At 57.9% G+C, this 17,903-nt stretch carries 15 protein-coding genes; 7 read left to right on the top strand and 8 right to left on the bottom strand.

The genetic code is table 11. The features are described 5' to 3' along the window. Positions 1-42: 42 nt before the first annotated feature. Positions 43-957: a muramoyltetrapeptide carboxypeptidase gene (gene ldcA / locus F0320_RS12785; protein ID WP_126330093.1), complete on the bottom strand. Its 915-nt coding sequence runs from the start codon at positions 955-957 to the stop codon at positions 43-45. 107 nt (positions 958-1,064) lie between these two features. Here ldcA and emtA point away from each other — a divergent pair, with 107 nt between their 5' ends. Beyond that, complete coding sequence (gene emtA / locus F0320_RS12780; protein WP_047652285.1) at positions 1,065-1,676, top strand: membrane-bound lytic murein transglycosylase EmtA; 612 nt, start codon at positions 1,065-1,067, stop codon at positions 1,674-1,676. Between the two features lie 37 nt (positions 1,677-1,713). Here emtA and ycgR read toward each other — a convergent pair whose 3' ends face one another. After that, positions 1,714-2,445: a flagellar brake protein YcgR gene (gene ycgR / locus F0320_RS12775; protein ID WP_023312174.1), complete on the bottom strand. Its 732-nt coding sequence runs from the start codon at positions 2,443-2,445 to the stop codon at positions 1,714-1,716. A gap of 207 nt (positions 2,446-2,652) precedes the next feature. Here ycgR and F0320_RS12770 point away from each other — a divergent pair, with 207 nt between their 5' ends. Next, a complete protein-coding gene (locus F0320_RS12770; protein WP_008502662.1) occupies positions 2,653-2,907 on the top strand; it encodes a GlsB/YeaQ/YmgE family stress response membrane protein in 255 nt (84 codons plus the stop codon). 113 nt (positions 2,908-3,020) lie between these two features. Beyond that, positions 3,021-5,123, top strand: coding sequence for a TonB-dependent siderophore receptor (locus F0320_RS12765; RefSeq protein WP_126330091.1), 2,103 nt, complete (start codon positions 3,021-3,023; stop codon positions 5,121-5,123). A gap of 62 nt (positions 5,124-5,185) precedes the next feature. On the opposite strand, the gene F0320_RS12760 is transcribed toward F0320_RS12765, so the two are convergent. Both F0320_RS12760 and F0320_RS12755 read right to left on the bottom strand, forming a co-directional pair. After that, the gene (locus tag F0320_RS12760; RefSeq protein WP_126330089.1) at positions 5,186-6,871 is read right to left on the bottom strand and encodes an alpha,alpha-trehalase; all 1,686 of its coding nucleotides are present in this window, start codon (positions 6,869-6,871) and stop codon (positions 5,186-5,188) included. 102 nt (positions 6,872-6,973) lie between these two features. Continuing rightward, complete coding sequence (locus F0320_RS12755; RefSeq protein ID WP_126330087.1) at positions 6,974-7,930, bottom strand: AraC family transcriptional regulator; 957 nt, start codon at positions 7,928-7,930, stop codon at positions 6,974-6,976. Positions 7,931-8,045: 115 nt separating this feature from the next. Between F0320_RS12755 and F0320_RS12750 the strand changes: the two genes are divergently transcribed. Then, positions 8,046-9,233, top strand: coding sequence for an MFS transporter (locus tag F0320_RS12750; RefSeq protein ID WP_126330085.1), 1,188 nt, complete (start codon positions 8,046-8,048; stop codon positions 9,231-9,233). A gap of 40 nt (positions 9,234-9,273) precedes the next feature. Here F0320_RS12750 and gap read toward each other — a convergent pair whose 3' ends face one another. Then, positions 9,274-10,284: a type I glyceraldehyde-3-phosphate dehydrogenase gene (gene gap / locus F0320_RS12745; protein WP_126330083.1), complete on the bottom strand. Its 1,011-nt coding sequence runs from the start codon at positions 10,282-10,284 to the stop codon at positions 9,274-9,276. Positions 10,285-10,362: 78 nt separating this feature from the next. Then, entirely contained in the window at positions 10,363-11,343 is a 981-nt protein-coding gene (locus F0320_RS12740) for a GlxA family transcriptional regulator (protein WP_126330081.1), read from the bottom strand. A 149-nt stretch (positions 11,344-11,492) separates the two neighbouring features. Between F0320_RS12740 and F0320_RS12735 the strand changes: the two genes are divergently transcribed. Both F0320_RS12735 and F0320_RS12730 read left to right on the top strand, forming a co-directional pair. After that, entirely contained in the window at positions 11,493-12,464 is a 972-nt protein-coding gene (locus F0320_RS12735) for a fatty acid desaturase (RefSeq protein WP_126330079.1), read from the top strand. Next, positions 12,457-13,215, top strand: a complete 759-nt coding sequence (locus F0320_RS12730; RefSeq protein WP_126330077.1) for a phosphate/phosphite/phosphonate ABC transporter substrate-binding protein — start codon at positions 12,457-12,459, stop codon at positions 13,213-13,215. The genes F0320_RS12735 and F0320_RS12730 overlap by 8 nt, the downstream gene beginning before the upstream one ends. Here the strand turns inward: F0320_RS12730 and F0320_RS12725 are convergent. Further along, entirely contained in the window at positions 13,194-14,090 is an 897-nt protein-coding gene (locus F0320_RS12725) for a LysR family transcriptional regulator (protein WP_126330297.1), read from the bottom strand. The two genes, F0320_RS12730 and F0320_RS12725, sit on opposite strands and share 22 nt — an antisense overlap. Before the next feature lie 22 nt (positions 14,091-14,112). Beyond that, positions 14,113-16,401, bottom strand: a complete 2,289-nt coding sequence (locus F0320_RS12720; RefSeq protein WP_126330074.1) for an FdhF/YdeP family oxidoreductase — start codon at positions 16,399-16,401, stop codon at positions 14,113-14,115. A gap of 1,002 nt (positions 16,402-17,403) precedes the next feature. Between F0320_RS12720 and F0320_RS12715 the strand changes: the two genes are divergently transcribed. Then, positions 17,404-17,898 (top strand): hypothetical protein, encoded by a 495-nt coding sequence (locus F0320_RS12715; RefSeq protein WP_032658425.1) that lies wholly within the window; start codon positions 17,404-17,406, stop codon positions 17,896-17,898. The last annotated feature ends 5 nt before the right edge of the window (positions 17,899-17,903 follow it).

Here is a 17,903-nt window from a genome sequence, read left to right as displayed (position 1 = left end):
ACAACGGCAACAGCGTTTTATTAAGGGGGTATAACGGCTTTTTTATGCCTTTATGACAGGATGACCGCTGATGGTCAGCCGGCTGCCGGAATCATTATGGAACAGTGTGGCGTGCGCCCCCAGCGCCAGGGTCACGGTTTGCTGCTCATGGCCAAAATCCAGACCGGTTATGACCGGAATATCCAGCCGCGAACGAACGAAGTCGATCATGGTCTCAAGGGAGTAACCTGCGTCATAGTCATTCGGGGCAGAGCCGCTGAAGCTGCCAAGCACAATCGCGGACTGGCGTTCAAGAATACCGGCATGATAAAGCTGCAATAGCATGCGCTCGACGCGGAACGGATGTTCGTTGATATCTTCCAGCACCAGAATGCCGTCCTCGATGTGCGGCATCCACGGCGTGCCGATGAGCGAGACCAGCATCGCCAGGTTGCCGCCCCAGAGCTGGCCTTCACATTCCCAGTGCGGTCCGTTGCCTTGCCACTCCACGCTGTAGGTGGAATTGCGCAGCGCGCGCCAGAAATGTTCCACGGTAAACGCATCCAGCTCCGGGGCGCCGAAGTTACCCGCCAGCATCGGGCCGCTGAAGGTGATGACGTTATGCAGGGCCAGCAGCCCAAGCTGGATGACGGTGAAATCGCTGTGGCCGCAAATCAGCAGCGGATCCTGCTGCTGGCGCAGCGCCAGCCCCTGCCAGTCAATGCTCTCCAGCAACCGGCTCGCACCATATCCACCGCGCACCGCAAGCACAATCCGGTTTTCGCCGGTCAGGCTCACCAGACTATTGATATCATTCAGCCTCTGCGCTTCGGTGCCGGCAAAACGCTGCTGGCGGCGGGGGATAATCGTCTGATTTTCTACCTGATGGCCAGATTCCAGCAAACGCTGAACGCCCCGCTGCGCCGCGTCCTGGTTAATGCAGTAGCCCGACGGCGCGATGAGATGAAACTGAGACATGGCAATTCCTTGCTGAATGAGAAACTAATTGTCTATATCATGCCGCTTATACGCTGCCTGCTTCAAGAGGCGGCGCACCGCGATGACCGGCTATAAGGATAGATGACGTGAAATTGAGATGGTTTGCTTTTTTGATTGTGTTGCTCGCTGGCTGTAGTACCAAACATGATTATCAAAATCCGCCCTGGAATCCGGAAGTGCCGGTGAAACGGGCCATGCAGTGGATGCCGATCAGTGAGCAAGCCGGGAAGGCCTGGGGCGTCAGTCCGCGTCTCATCACGGCGATCATTGCGGTGGAGTCCGGCGGTAATCCGACGCTTGTCAGCAAATCCAACGCGGTGGGGCTGATGCAGCTTAAAGCGTCAACGGCGGGGAGAGAGGTTTACCGCTACATGGGCTGGAGCGGCCAGCCGTCGACCAGCGAGCTGAAAAACCCGGAACGCAACATTTCAATGGGCACGGCCTATCTGAGCATTATGGAGCATGGCGTGCTGAAGGGGATTAAGGATCCAGAGGTGATGCAGTACGCGCTGGTGGTGTCTTACGTTAACGGTGCCGGCGCGTTGCTCAGAACCTTCTCCTCTGACCGCAAAGAGGCGATAGAAGAGATTAACGACATGGACAAAGACGAATTCTTTGAACATGTGGCGAAAAATCACCCGGCACCACAGGCGCCTCGTTATATCTGGAAAGTGCAGAAAGCGATGGATGCCATGTAATGCCGCAGACGGGCGGCGATCACGCTGCCCGATTTCTTCACAGGACCTTATTTGCGCGTTCCCGCGCCTCCCGCTCCAGGGAGTAGATAATACGCTGAAGCTCACGCTCTGCGCCGGGCCCGACGTTGAGGAAACGGAAGCTCAGACGCGGGGTGGTGATGGTTTCATTTTTGCTGTCCACGACGGTGCGGTCGCTAATCGCAATTAGCTGTGCATCGAAATAAAAGCGACCCCAGCCCCCCATATCCAGTTCAATTTGCGTAAACCGCATGCCCTCTACCAGCCCGTCAGGTTTCGGCGTATCCATCAGCGCGCCCATGCCGCCGAGCGACAGATCGAAGAGGCGGAAGCGGATCTCTTTTTTGTCCGGCATTTTGGCCTTACAAAAATAGGCGGGGTGGAGCGGGGCGCTGATGCGGAAATATTCACGACGCTGAACAAACCAGAGATTGGTCGGAAGCGGGGTAACAAAAGCCGGCAGTCCCTGATATTCGCTCAGTTCCAGCCGCGACAGGACAAACTCTACTTTGGCGCCCTGCGTTTCGGCCATCACCGCGATATTCTCCGCTTTTAGCGCTGCGCGGTTTTCATACTCCTGACTGCCTAAATCAATCACCAGCCGATCCTGCGAGGCGTCAAGGATCTTGCTGATGAACTGATTATTCGACCAGCTGATGCGCAGCGGCACTTCACCTTTTTGCAGGTCGCGTAATACCCCTAATACAGCCAGCGGATTTTGCTTGAGGAACTGCTCACTGTAATGACTCACGCCGGATGGCTCCTTGATAGATGACGGACTGTCTTAGCGTTATCGGCAATCTGCAATGAAACTTAATACAAACCGGTGAGTTTTTTTGCCTGTTTAACCAAAGATAAGTCGGTGAGATGAAAATGGTTTTCCGGCGATGACCTATACTTACGTAAGCTGTGCAGAAGGTTTTCTGCGCACGCGTTAAACCTGCAAGAGGGCATCGCTATGGGTATCATCGCCTGGATTATCTTTGGTCTTATTGCTGGCGCTATCGCTAAACTGATCATGCCGGGAAACGATGGCGGCGGCTTTATTTTGACCTGTGTACTCGGGGTCGTTGGTGCGGTTGTGGGCGGCTGGCTGGCGACGATGTTTGGCTTTGGAGGCAACATAAGTGGTTTCGACCTGCACAGTTTTCTGGTCGCTGTCGTGGGTGCCATTGTGGTGCTGGGCATATTCAGGTTACTGCGACGAGCATAAATTGACGTAAACGGCTCTCTGCGGAGGGCCGTTTTTTTTGCCGGAGTATTGATTTGTTAATCTAAATGATAATAATTGTCGTTCCGTATTGCATCCAACAACAAGACGACATTATGAATACCTCACGTTTTACGCTTTGCGCTCTGGCAGGGGCCGTCACGCTGGCATTGCAGGTCCCGGCGTACGCCGAAGAATCCACCATCGTCGTCACGGACTCAGAGCAGGGCAGCGCGCTGCCGGCCTGGACGAACAGCGCCACGAAATCGGCCGTTGCCGAAAGTAAAACGCCGCAGGTCATCACGACCCTCTCTGCGCCGGAAATTGAAAAGCGTCACGCGAATTCGGTGAATGAAATTCTGCGCTATGCCCCGGGCGTCTCAACCGAGGTGCGGGGGAATACCTCCTACATGAGCGAGTATAAAATTCGTGGCTTTACCGTCGACCAGGAGTTTTATAACGGGCTGCAGCTGCCCTATAACGTCACCGGTAATACCAAAGCGCGCATCGATCCGCTGCTGATTGACAGCGTTGATATCCTGAAAGGCCCTTCATCGGTCCTTTACGGCGGCGGTTCGCCGGGCGGGCTGGTGAATATTCAAAGTAAAAAACCGCAGCGGGAAGCCAGAACCGAAATCGGCGTTAACACCGGAAACCGTAATCTGAAAGAGGGCTATCTTGATTCAACCGGGCAGATTGCCGACAGCGACTGGAACTACCGTCTGCTGGGCAAAGCCACGGAAAACGACGATCAGCCGCACACCACCCGGTATGAAAACTACCTGGTTGCGCCGTCCGTCACCTGGCAGCCCGACAGCAAAACCCGCCTCACCCTGGACGCGCTGGCGCAAAACACCCCGAGCCTGACGCCGTCTAACCCGCTGCCGCTCGCCTACCTGCACTCGAAATATGCGGGCAAGCGCGATTATGCCGGAGACGAATGGAGCGGATTTAAGCAGCGTCAGTGGATGCTGGGCTACAGCTTTGAACATGAGTTTGACAGCGGCTGGGGCTTTAATCAGAAAGCGCGCTATTTCGACGTCGATACCCACCAGCGCAGCGTCTACGCGACAGGGACGGGAAGCGAGGTGTACCAGCTTAACCGCTTTGCTTATACCACCGATGAAGACCTTAAGAGCTTTAACATCGACAACCAGGTGACTAAAACCGTTGCGCTGGGCGAGTGGAAACACCATCTGCTGGCCGGATTCGACTATCAGAAGCTGAACTCCCATTTCCACTATCGTTACGCGTCGGCCACGCCGGGCATCGATATGCGTCACCCAGACTATTCGCAGATCCAGGAAAGCGCGCTGGGGCTTTATACCGCCCAGAAAAACCGTCTCAGCTACCAGCAAAACGGCTATTACCTGCAGGACCAAGTGGAATTTGGCGGCCTCAACCTGCTGGGCAGCCTGCGCTACGACGATTACCGCTCCGTTACCACCAACTACCTGCAAAACGGTGATAAAGCCTGGGTATCGCAGGATCGCGTCACCAAACGCCTGGGCGCGCTTTACGCCTTCGATAACGGGATTTCGCCGTTTATCAGCTATTCAGAAGGTTTTGCGCCGGTGTCGCCGCAGGGCACGCTCGTGGCGAAAGACGTCAAACCGACCACCAGCAGGCAGGTGGAAGGCGGGGTGAAATATCTGCTGGCCGACTACGCCACCACCTTTACCGCCTCGGTGTTTAACATCCGGCAGAAAAATGTCGTCACCTCCGATCCGGGCTTCCTGAACTATCGTCAGACCGGGGAAGTGGAATCCAAAGGGGCAGAGCTCTCCGCCATCAGCCGTCCGACGGACAACCTGACGCTGATTGCCAACTATGCGTACACCCACGCGATCAACCGGGAAGATGACAAATACAAAGGCAAACGTCCAACGCAGGTGCCGGAGAATGCCTTCAACCTCTGGGGGGATTACACCTTTGAAAACACGCCGCTGAAAGGACTGATGCTGGGAGCGGGCGCACGCTACACCGGGCCGATGGAAATCTCTCCGGCAAACGATGCGGGTAAACTGGGCGGCACCACGCAGTACGACCTGGCGGCCTCGTACCGGATGGGCGAAATCCTGCCCTCGCTGGCAGGGCTAACGCTTAAAGCCAGCGCGCAGAACATCACCAATAAAGAGACGCTCACCTGCTACGATGCGACCAACTGCTGGATTGGGCGTGACAGGACGTATCAGTTAGGGGCGAGCTATAGTTTCTAAGTCACTCCCTGTGAGTTCAAAATGTAGGCCGGGTAAGGCGTAGCCGCCACCCGGCAATACCCTTACTGCGCCGCAGCTTTCACCGGCGCAGCCTCCTCATTCGCCGCAGGCTGATTTTCCGGCACGCTGTCGCACGGTTTTGCTTTTGGACAGACGCGATCCAGCATCTTCAGCGTCACGCCGTTGCTCCAGCCGAAGCCGTCCTGCAGCGGATACTCTCCGCCGCCGCCGCCCGTACCGGTGGTCGACACGTCATACTTCTCGACCAGTTTCTTTTCCCGGTCATAAGTGTGCTGAACGTTCTTCAGGAAGCGCCAGGTCACATCCGTCGAGACCTTCTCCTGTCCGTAATTCTGCAACCCTTCCGCCGCCACCCACTGCAGCGGGGCCCAGCCGTTTGGCGCATCCCACTGCTGGCCGCTATTGACGGTGGTGGTCGCAATACCGCCCGGCTTCAGCAGGCGCGACGAGGTTGCCGCGGCGACTTTATCGGCCCGATCCTGCGCCGCCGCCTTCACGTAAAGCGGGAAGAGGGCGGCCGCCGTGAGCTGATTGCGTACCTTCTTGCTCTTCAGATCGTAATCCGCGTACCAGCCCTCTTTATCATTCCACAGGTGGCTCTCGATGGCTTTCTGACGGGCCGTTGCCAGCGCCTCGTATTTGCTTGCGCTGGCGGCGTCGCCACTCTCCTGGCTTGCCCGGGCCAGCAGTTTTTCCATCTTGAACATCAGGGCGTTCAGGTCCACGGGGACAATGCTGGTGGTCCGGATGGTGCCGAGCTTTTGCGGATCGTCCATCCAGCGGGAGCTAAAGTCCCAGCCCGAGGCCGCGGCGGAACGCAAATCGCGGTAGATCTCGGTCGCAGGCCGGTTAGGGTTACTTTTCGCGGTATTCACATCGTCAAGCCAGGACTCCGGGCGCGGGGTGTCGCGGTCGTCCCAGTAGCGGTTGAGGATCGCGCCGTCATCCAGTTTCACCACGCGTTTGTTAGCCTGCCCTGGCTGAAGGGCGTCGACGCCGTCCATCCAGTAGGCATACTCTTTCTCCATCTGCGGACGGTACTTCTTCAGCGCATCGCTGTCGTGGGTTGCCAGCAGTTCAACCATCATTGAGAAAAACGGTGGCTGGGAGCGGCTCAGGTAATAGCTGCGGTTGCCGTTGGGAATGTGGCCGAAGGTATCAATCTCATACGCAAAGTTATCCACCATGTCGCTGATTTTGTCCCAGTGATCGCTCTCTGCCAGGCCCAGCATGGTGAAATAGCTGTCCCAGTAGTAGACCTCGCGGAAACGTCCGCCGGGCACAACGTAAGGTTTGGGTAACGGCAGCAGGGAATCCCATTTGTTGCTGGCTTTATCCGTGGTGCGCGTCAGTACGGGCCAGAGATCGTCAATGTGCTCACGTAAACTTTGTCCAGCAGGCGGAACATATTTTTCCCCTTCCGCAGGGAGCGTAAAGTTCATCTCGACAAAGTGGCGTAAGTCAAAGCTGGACTGCGTGTGCTGCATCCGGTAATCCGCCAGAATCATCAGCGGGTCGCTTTTGGGGACGGCATCAGCAAAGGTTTTCTGATCGGGAAACAGTTTGGCGCTTTGCACATCGTTAAACAGAGGGCCCAGCAAAATATCGGGTGAGGTTGTCTGGGCTGCGGGGGTATCGTCGGCATAACCGAATGTCGTTACGCCGAGCAGCGCGCCGCCTAACGCAAGGGGCAAAAACGCGGGGCGTAGTGTACGAGGTCTTATCATTAGTTCGTCTCCTGTCTTCACTAAACAGCGTGACCGCTGTTGTCAATCACCTGAAAACCTTAGACGAATATTGCCCGCTTCGCGTTAATAATTGCTTGCCCGTCAGACCTCTTCCGGCGTCTGGCTGGCTTCCCGCAGCGTGCCTGGCGCATGTCCGATGATGCGCTTGAATGCCCGGCTGAAGGCCGCCAGAGAGCCGTATCCCAGCCGCAGCGCGACGGTTTCAATGGGTTGACTTTCATGCCGAATGTACTGAATCGCCAGCCGCATCCTCAGCTCGCTGAGATATTTTGCCGGAGTGGTTCCCGTCGCGGCCAGAAACCGTTCGGCGAACACGGAGCGGGACGTGCCCGCTTCTTTTGCCAGATCCGCCACGCTCCAGTTCAGGCCGGGCTGCTGGTGCATGGCGTAAATGGCCCGGCTCAGGCGCGGGTCGCGCAGAACCTGCACCCAGCCGGTGGCTTTACCGCAGCCGCCTTCAACCCAGCCGCGCACGATTAATGCCGCCACCACGTCGGCAAGGCGCGCAAGGATCCCGGCATACCCTGCCTGACGCGCCGCGGATTCCCGCTCCATCGCCGCCAGCAGCGGATGAATTTCCGGCCAGGTGGACATTAGCCGGCTGACCATCATCACTTCCGGCATCGCCTTGATCAGCGGCTGCATCCCGCCCAGCTCAAAATCCATGCACCCGCTAAAGATGAGGGTGTTCTCGCTTTCCGGGCAGGGCTCGCAGGTGATAGCACACACCGAGCTGCAGATAGGCTCGCTCGGGAAGGCGTTGATGGGCGTAATGGTGGCCTGCTCGTCAGAGAGCAAAGCATGAGAATTCCCGCCGGGAATAAAGAGGGCGTCGCCACCGCTCAGTTCGAACGTTGCACCGCTCTCCATGCGCAGCATAGCGCTACCGTGGCTCACAAAATGAAACTGCGCCCGGCCGGGCGCCTGATGAAACGCGACGCCAAACGGCGCGCTGGCTTCAATCCGCCGGTATTTCACGCCTGACAGGCGCATGCCGCGTAAAAGTTCGCTGATCAGATCGGGTGACTGGACGGTCATGGCGCAACTCCGGACGAATAATCAATAAGTGGAGATTATATGTCATAGATCGTCCAGGGTGAACCTTCTATTCTTTTGCGACAGTAGTCACATTTTTATAACGGGAGATCAACAGATGAGTTCATGTGTCGCGGCGAGCGAGGCGGTAGCGCCTGCAAAACCCGCCTGGCGGGCCGTCTATTCACTGGGGCTGGGGGTGTTTGGTTTGATTACGGCAGAATTTCTGCCGGCGAGTTTGTTAACGCCCATGGCCGCGAGCCTGGGCGTGACCGAGGGAATGGCCGGACAGGCCGTCACCGCCACCGCGCTGGTGGCGCTGTTCACCGGGTTGCTGATCACCCCGGCGACCAAAAGTATCGACCGCCGCTGGGTGCTGATGTTTTTCTCGGTGCTGCAAATTATCTCCAGCCTGCTGGTGGCCTTTGCGCCCAACCTGCACGTCCTGCTCATGGGGCGCCTGCTGCTGGGGGTAGCCATCGGGGGATTCTGGGCGATGTCGACGGCCACAACGATGCGTCTGGTTCCGGCGGATAAAGTGCCGAAGGCGCTGGCGGTGATCTTCTCCAGCGTATCAATTGCCACGGTGGTCGCGGCGCCGCTGGGCAGCTATCTGGGCAGCCTGATCGGCTGGCGCAACGTCTTTGTGCTCTGCATTCTGCCGAGCATGCTGGCGCTGCTGTGGCAGCTCTGGGTGCTGCCGTCCATGAAGCCGGAGAGCAGCGGCAGCCTGAGTACGCTGTTCCGCGTGCTGCGTCGTCCGGGGATGATCGGCGGCATGCTGGCGACCATCCTGATCTTCAGCGGCCATTTCGCCTTCTTTACCTACCTGCGCCCGTTCCTGGAAACGGTGGGGCAGGCGAGCGTGGAGACCATTTCGCTGATCCTGCTGGGCTTTGGGCTCGCCAACTTTGTCGGCACATCCGTTGCAGGGCATCTGCTGGCACGTAATCTGCGCCTGACGCTGGCGCTGGTGCCGTTCGCGATGGGCGTTCTCGCGCTCATGATGGTCGCCTTTGGTCATCTGGCGATGCTGGACGGGTTCCTGGTCGCGCTGTGGGGCTTTGCATTTGGCCTGGTTCCGGTGGGCTGGTCAACCTGGCTTGCTACCACCGTTCCGGATGAAGCCGAAAGTGCAGGCGGGCTGCTGGTGGCCTCAATTCAGCTGGCAATCAGTGCCGGTGCGGCCGGGGGCGGCGCGGTATTTGATCTCAACGGCGCCAGCGGGGTATTCGCGGGCAGCGGTCTTTTGCTGGTAACGGCGATGGTGATTGTGTTTATGGGCGTGAAAGTGAAAGCAGAGTGAATTATTGCCGGGTGAGCGCGAACGCCACCCGGCTACGGGCTTACAGCCCTTTCTTATCCATCCACACCGCCAGATCCACCAGGCGGTTAGAGAAGCCCCACTCGTTGTCATACCACGCCAGGATCTTCACCATGTTCCCGCCAATCACCAGCGTGGAAAGCCCGTCGATAATTGAGGAGCGTGGGTCGCCCTGGTAATCGCTGGAGACCAGCGGTTCATCGCTGTATCCGAGAATGCCTTTCAGCGGCCCGCTGGCGGCCGCGTTGCGGAACGCGTCATTCACCTCTTCGGCGGTTACGTTACGGCTCAGCGTTACCGTTAAATCCACAATCGACACCACCGGCACCGGCACGCGCAGGGAGTACCCGGTCAGCTTGCCGTCAAGGGAAGGGATCACTTTCCCCAGCGCTTTTGCCGCGCCGCTTGAGTAAGGCACAATCGACAGCGCCGCCGCGCGTGCGCCGCGCAGATCTTTCTCCGGCTGGTCATGCAGCGCCTGGCTGTTGGTGTAGGCATGCGTGGTATTCATCAGGCCATGCTCAATCCCGAACTGCTGATGCAGCACCTGAGCGGCCGGCGCCAGACCGTTTGTGGTGCAACTCCCGTTGCTCACCACCGCGTGTCGGGCGGGATCGTACTGGTCATGGTTGACCCCCATCACAATCGTCAGGTCGTCGTTCTTCCCGGGAGCGGAAATGATGACGCGCTTAGCGCCGCCGTGGGTAATATGCACCGCCGCTTTTTCCCGCTCGGTAAAGAAGCCGGTGGCCTCAATCACCACGTCTACCCCGGCATCACGCCACGGGATATTCGCCGGATCGCGTTCGCTAAATACGGCGATTCGCTGCCCGTCGACCTGCAGCGCGCCGTCTGCCGCTTCCACCGGGGCGGGAAGTTTGCCCAGAAGGGAATCATGTTTCAGCAGATGGGCGAGGGTTTTACTGTCCGTCAGATCGTTAATGGCCACAATCTGCAGATCCGGGTTGCCCAGCGCCGCGCGCAGGAAATTACGTCCGATACGGCCGAAACCGTTAATACCGACCTTAACCATGGTGCACTCCTTATCTCTGTTGTCTGGAGTCACTGTAGGCGTCGGGCCGGTTGGCGTAAACGACAAAAAAGGATCAGATTACGCCATCTTGCGGCAGTGAAAGCGCTGGCGGTACTCGCCGGGCGTGAGGTGAAGCTGTTTCTCAAAGATGCGGCGCAAATTAATGCTGGTGCCAAACCCGCTCTGCTCGGCAACGCGCTCAAGGGAGTCATGGGTCTGCTCAAGCAGCTGGCGGGCCGCGGCCAGACGCGCTTCGGTCACATAGCGGGCCGGAGAGACGCCCGCGTCGCGGGTAAACACGCGGGTGAAATTACGCGGGCTCATTGCCGCTTTCTCGGCCAGATTTTCCACGCACAGGTCGGCGGTGAGGTTCTGCAGGATCCAGGCTTGCAGTTCGCTTATCGGGCCCGATGCACCGGGCGGCTGCAGGCTGTAACGGCTGAACTGCAGCTGGCCGCCGGGACGGCGCAGATACATCACCATATCCTGCGCCACGTCGCGGGCGAGGGTAAATCCGTAGTCGTCCTCCACCAGCGCCAGGGTCAGATCGAACCCGGAGCTCACGCCGCCGGAGGTCCAGATGGGGCCATCCTGAATGTACAGCGGGCCGCCTTCGACCTGGATTGACGGATACTGGGCTTGCATCGTCTCCAGCAGCCGCCAGTGGGTGGTCGCGCGGCGACCGTCCAGCAGGCCGGTCTGGGCCAGCAGCATCGCGCCGCCGCAGATAGAGGCTACCCGCCGGGCGTGCGGCGCAGCGAGGTGTAGCCAGTCCACCACCGCCGTGCTCTCCTGCTCGTTCATGCCGCGTCCGGTGATGATAATGGTGTCCAGCGGTTCACGCGGATCCAGCTCCGGCAGACGATAGTCCGCCAGCAAATTCATGCCGGACTGGCCGTGGATCACCTGGTGAGGCTGCGTGGTGGCGATGATAATCCGGTAGCGCGGCTGCGCAAGCCCTTCCGGATGCAGCCGGTTGGCCTGCATCAGAATATCGGCGATACCGGCGGCTTCAAACAGCATGCCGCCGTCGGGAACAATAATCAGAATCTTTTTCATGTCCTGAAAAGTACATTTATTACAGAATAAGTCAAGAAACGCATGACCCCCACGTTTCTGGCAAAGCAAAGCGATTTAAGTTCTTTGTTATTTCAGGCGTTATCCCCGATCGTCAGAGAATTATCTCTGGCGAAACGGCGTCTGAAGGAATGAGTCAAAGAAGCTCCCTCTATTTACATCCGCAACAACGCGAACAAATCCGCCATCTCGCATCGGGTTTTATATGGCGAAGCGAACTGCCTACCTGGCTGGTAATGTTCACGATTTATGCGGGCTGGTTTGGCGCGCTGGCGTTCTGGCAAACGCTCGGCCTGCTGCCCGCCACGCTGCTGCTCATCGGGTTTACCGCCTGGTACATGTCGCTGCAGCATGAGCTGATCCACGGGCACCCCACGCGTTTCGCCTGGCTTAACCAGCTGTTCGGCACGCTCCCGCTGGCGGTCTGGTATCCCTATGGCCTCTACCGGGATTCCCATCTGGCCCACCATCGGTACGATAGCCTGACCCATCCGGTGGATGACCCGGAGTCGTACTATTTTACCGAGGCGAGCTGGGCGCGCTTTTCCCTCTGGCAGAAGCGCCTGATCCGGGCCCGAAATACCTTCGCCGGGCGGCTTCTGCTGGCGCCGCTGCTGGATATCCTGCAGACGCTGGGCAGCGCCCTGGCGGCGTTTCGTCACCTTCATCTGCGGGCGATGACGATGTGGCTGGTTCACATCACGCTGCTTGCGACACTCTTCTCCTGGATGGCGCACGTCGGTTTTTCACCCGTCTGGTTCGTTCTGGCCGTCAGCTATCCGGCGCTGGCGCTGACCAAGGTCCGATCGTTTTTCGAACATCGCGCGGCGGACGATCCGCTGGCGCGCTCCGTCATTAACGAGGCCGGGTTATTCTGGCGGGTACTGTTTTTGAATCTCAACTACCATTCAGTACATCACGATCTGCCGGGCGTTCCCTGGTACGGGCTGAAGGCGATCTACCAGCAAAACCGGGAGGCGTACCGTGAGCGAAACCACGGTTTTCTCGTCAGAGGCTATGGTGAATGGCTGCGCCGGTTCTGGGTGAGACCCGTCGACGTCACCGTTCATCCTGCAAAACAACAGGGGGAAGGGTATGAGTAACCTGCTGGCGTTTCCCATGTATGCCGTGGATCGCGCCGATACCCGCGCGCTCTGGCTGGCGGTAAAGGGGCTGCTGGCCGCGCGCGGTGTGTCCGTCGATCGTGACCCCGGCTGGCCGGAATCCGATCTGCTGATCCACTGGCAACAGACTGCGCTTATCCTCAGCCAGACCTGCGGTTATCCGCTGGTCACGCAGCTCCCGGACGTGCAGGTGGTCGGCTGTTTTCACTACGCGGCGCCGGGCTGCGAAGGGATCCAGTACCGCAGCTTTCTGGCGGTGCGCGAGGAGGATCGGCACCTGACGCTGGCGGATTTTCGCGGACGCCGGGCGGTCTGTAATTCCCCGGATTCCCAGTCCGGCTACAATGCGCTGCGAAAAATAGTGGCTCCCCTGGCGAGCGGCAGTCCCTTTTTCGCGCAAACGTCCTTCAGCGGGAGCCATCGGCAGTCGCTGACTGATGTGAAACGCGGGGCGGGGGATATTGCGGCCATCGACTGCGTGACCTGGGCACTGCTGCAGCGCCATGAGCCGGAACGGCTTGCGGGGCTGGCGGTCATTGACCGCACCCCGCTGACGCCGGGACTGCCGCTGATTACCTCGCCTAACACCTCGCCTGAAACGCTTAACGCCATTCGCGATGCGCTTCACGAGCTGGTGGATGCGCCGGAATACCGGGCCGTGTGCGGCGCGGTGCTGATTGACGGTTTTAGCGTGGTGACGCGCCAGGCCTACGCCTCATTGTTGGCGTGATAAATCGCCTGCGCGTCGGTAAAACAGCGCAGCGCCAGCGAGGAGACGGGCTTCTGTCTGCGCATAATCAGGCCGACGGGAGCCTCAATGTTCGCGTCGGCGATGGGGACAATCCTGAAGTTGCTGTTGAGTGTTTCCAGCCCGTTGTTCAGCGGCATCACGGCGCAGCACACGCCGCTCTGAACCGCCTGGATGATCTGAAACGTCGAGTCACTCTCGAAAACGGACGTCGGTTCGATGCCTGCAGACTTAAAGCTGGCCTCCATATGCGCCCGGTAATGCATCCCTTTGGTCAGGAACCCCAGCGGAAAATCCGTCAGGTCGTGCCACGTCAGCGTTGCCTGGCCGAGCTGAAAATGGCGGACGTCGTGCAGCAGGCCCATCTTCGTTTTTGGCAGCTGGATAATGTCAAACAGGCTGGTGTCGATGCTGTTGAGGTAGCAAATTCCCAGCTCAAGCTGATTGCGGCTGACGCCATCGGCAATCTGCGCGGAGGACATGGAATAGAGGCTGTAGGTCAGCTCCGGGTATTTTTGCGTTAGCTGGCGAATAAAGATCATCGGATCCACGCTCGCCAGCGGCACCATCCCCAGACGGAGTTCGCCCACCACCTGGCCTTTACACAGCGCGGCTTCCGCCTGTAACCCGTCATGCGCCGCCAGCAGGGCGCGGGCCCACGCGAGGATGCGTTCACCCTCCGGCGTAAACCCTTCAAAGCGCTGCCCGCGCACAATCAGCACCAGCCCCAGCTCCTCTTCCAGGCTGCGTATGCGCATGGAGAGGGTCGGCTGGGTGACGTTGCACTGCGAGGCCGCTTTACCAAAGTGGCGGGTCTCGTCGAGTGCGATTAAATATTTTAACTGTTTAATATCCATCATTCTCTCTGCGCGAACAGCCTTACAGCATGCGGATCTCTTTCGAGCGCAGGGTGATGCGAACCGGAACGGATTTATACGACGGCGTACCGCTGTCCTTATCCAGATAATCCAGCGGCACCAGCACGTTGGCCTCCGGGTAATAGGCGCCGACGGTGCCCGGCGCGATGTTGTACGCCACCACGGTAATGTCCTTCAGACGCTGAACGCTGCCGGGGAGGGCGGTTTCGATATCGATGCGGTCGCCGTGCTCCAGGCCTGACTGCGCCATATCGTCTTCGTTCATAAACAGCACGTCGCGGCGGCCAAACACGCCGCGGTAGCGGTCGTCCAGCGCGTAAATGGTGGTGTTGTACTGGTCGTGGCTGCGCAGCGTGATAAGGCGCAGAACGTGCTCACCTTCGCCGCTGGCGTTCTCGTGAACGCCGTCGAACACCGAGAACATCGCTTTTCCCGTCGCCGTTGGCCAGATACGCTGCGTTGGCGGCAGCGGCATGCGGAAGCCGCCGGGAACGCGGATCCGCGCGTTGTAGTTCTCAAAGCCCGGAATGGTCTGCTCGATCAGATCGCGGATCCGGTCGTAATCCTCAACCAGCGTCAGCCAGTCCACGCGGGTTTCCGGCAGCGTGGCTTTCGCCATGCCGGCGACGATAGCCGGTTCCGAGAGGAGTAACGGTGAGGCGGGCTTCAGCTTGCCGGACGAGGCATGCACCATCGACATGGAGTCTTCGACGGTAATGGACTGACGACCGGTGGCCTGGAGATCCAGCTCGGTGCGGCCGAGGCACGGAAAGATAAAGGTCTCTTTGCCCACCAGCAGATGGGTACGGTTGAGCTTGGTCCCGACGTGCACGCTCAAATCCAGGTTACCCATCGCCGGAAAACCCCGCTCGTGATCGGGCATCGCCACTGCAAAATTACCCCCAAGGCAGATGAGCGCCTTCGCGCGGCCGTCGATCATCGCCTGCGTGGCCTGCACCGCATCGTGTCCGTGGTGAGAGGGTGGCTCAAAGCCGAAAACGTCCTTCAGGCGGTTCAGGAAGGCCGGGGTAGGTTTCTCGCTAATCCCGACGGTGCGGTTCCCCTGAACGTTAGAGTGGCCGCGCAGGGGGCAGATACCCGCGCCGGGCTTGCCGATATTCCCGCGCAGCAGCAGCAGGTCGGCGATCAGGCGAACGTTTGCCGTACCTTTATTGTGCTGGGTAATCCCCATCCCGTAGGTAATGATGGTGGCATTTGATTTCGCATAGGCGTCGGCCACCTTTTTGAGCGCCGCCTGGCTCAGGCCCGACTCGCGCTCGATCTCGTCCCAGCGGGTTTGCGCGATATCGGCGGCGAAGTCCTCAATGCCCTGGGTGTGTTCGGCAATAAATGCGTGATCCAGCACGTCACCGCGTTCGGCCTCCATTTCCAGTAGATGTTTGGCTATGCCTTTCAGCGCGGCGGCATCGCCCCCGGCCTTCACCTGGAAATAGGTCGAAGCGATATCCGTGGAGCCGTAGGTCGCCATTTCAATCACGCTTTGCGGATCGGCAAAGCGTTCGAGGGCGCGCTCGCGCAGCGGGTTAAAGACGATAATCGGCACGTTGCGACGGGCCAGCTCGTGGAGGGTCCCCATCATACGCGGATGGTTGGTGCCGGGGTTGTGGCCGATGGAGATCACCAGCTCGGTCTTATCGAAGTCGTCCAGCGAGACGGTGCCTTTCCCGATGCCAATCGAACGCGGCAAACCGACGCTGGTGGCCTCGTGGCACATATTCGAGCAGTCGGGGAAGTTATTGGTGCCGTATTCGCGAGCGAAGAGCTGGAACAGATACGCCGCTTCGTTAGAGGCGCGTCCGGAGGTATAGAACTCGACCTGGTCCGGTTCGAGCCCGCGCAGTACTTCGCCGATGCGTTCAAACGCCTCTTCCCAGTCGACGGGCCGGAAGGTATCGCTCGCCCGGTCATAGCGCAGGGGATGCGTCAGTCGACCGTAGCCTTCCAGCTCAAAGTCCGATTTAGCCAGCAGCGAGGAGACGCTGTTTTCGGCCAGAAACGCGGGGGTAACGCGTTTGCTGGTGGCTTCCCAGGTCACCGCCTTCGCGCCGTTCTCGCAGAACTGGAACGTCGATTTATGTTCCTTATCAGGCCACGCGCAGCCAGGGCAGTCAAAACCGTCAGGCTGGTTGGTGCGCAGCAGCGTGGCGGGAGCATCAAGGGTATCCATTTGGGTACGTACCGCGATGGCCGTCGCTTTTAACGCACCCCAGCCTCCGGCAGGACCGTCATAGTGTCTGATACCCGGCACCGAGCGTCTTTTCTTATTCATACCCACTCCTGATCTGTTCGGTCACACAACGTCTGAACCCATAAAAGCGCTGTACAAGCCAATAAGCGAAAGCAATGACCACCGGATGGCTACGCGCATGCGGTGCGGAAAAATGCTTTATCTTAAATTCGTTTTATTACAGCGTCTTATCGGATCTGATGCTTAAATATTTAAAGAAATTATAACGATTTTTTATCATTTTAATAATAAATCTTATCTATCGCCCGGTAGGCAAGATAGATAGAGCGAGCAGGAGAGGATGTAGCAGCAATAAAATTTCGAATGAAGGCTGTGGGCGGCAGCAATAAACACGGGTCGCAGCTGGCGGGCTATTGCGAGCATTTTTGGCTGCGATAATGTCAGGATGGTTAACTCAGGCTTAATGATTAATGGATATAATTTATGCCTGACAGGGTAATTATCACAACGCGAAATATAAAGTTATTTTGAGGCGTAAAATTAACGTCGTGCAACATAAGTGAAATAGCCACATTCACGTTGTCGGGTGCATTCAATATTAAAGATACCCTGTTAGTGCAACAAATAATTCATGGTTCATATATTCTGCTGACCTCACCAATACGCGAATTCTACTAATTATGGTAGTGGCGATAATAGCAGTATTGCGTTAATGAAAGTGGTTCTCTTTTGTTCTTTTTCTTTATAAAACATTAGGTTGCGTGGTAATGTGGTGGAAAAATAACAGCGTGTAGGTCGTATCGGCTTTTTTTCATAGGATTAATCCTATAATTTTCCGACTGCTTCATTTACCAACAGTTACGTAGCGGTAAATATTGAATTGAGGCGAAGCTCATGTAAACTTGTTTACCGTTTGTCAAAATATGTCAGGAAGACACTGGGCCTTATTCTGAAGGGCTCGTGCGGTAGCTATGCCCTTAAAATAGTAACGCCCCGAAAATATCCTGGCTATTTTAACAATAGCACTTAAGTCAAACTTCACTCCCTTATCTTCATCATCAAAATATCGCTACGGAAAAGCATATGAAAATGCGCGTACTGTTTTCACTTCTGTTTGTAATGGCGGTGGCGGGCTGTAAAGCGCCGCAGAAACCTGTGATCAACGACGATACGATCGAGACCAGCCAGGTCAACGGCGTAACCTTAACCCACCGTCACGCTGTCACGCCGCCGGCGGAGTTCAACCCGGTCAACGAACCGTATCGCGCCATGTATCCGGCCTCCCTGATGAGCCGTCCTGACTTCGGCGGCAAAGTTATCCGTAATCTCGAGACCGGAAAAACCTACGTGGTGCTGGGGCAGGTTGAACACTACTGGATGGCGCTTGCCGATGAAGGTAACGATCAGCTGATTGGTTACGTCCCGATGCGCGCCGTGATCAAGGCCGACCTGTACGACGCCGCCGTGCGTAAACAGGCTATTCGTCCGAAGGCGCGTAAAAAAGCGACCTGTGTCGACGTCGACGGCAACAGCAAAGCCTGCAAAGACAGCGCTAACGGTACCTGGATCCTGAACTAAACGGC

Source organism: Enterobacter dykesii (assembly GCF_008364625.2).
Lineage (GTDB): Bacteria > Pseudomonadota > Gammaproteobacteria > Enterobacterales > Enterobacteriaceae > Enterobacter > Enterobacter dykesii.
The sequence above is the reverse complement of the archived record's forward strand: the minus strand, read 5'-3'. Positions and strand labels throughout refer to the sequence as shown.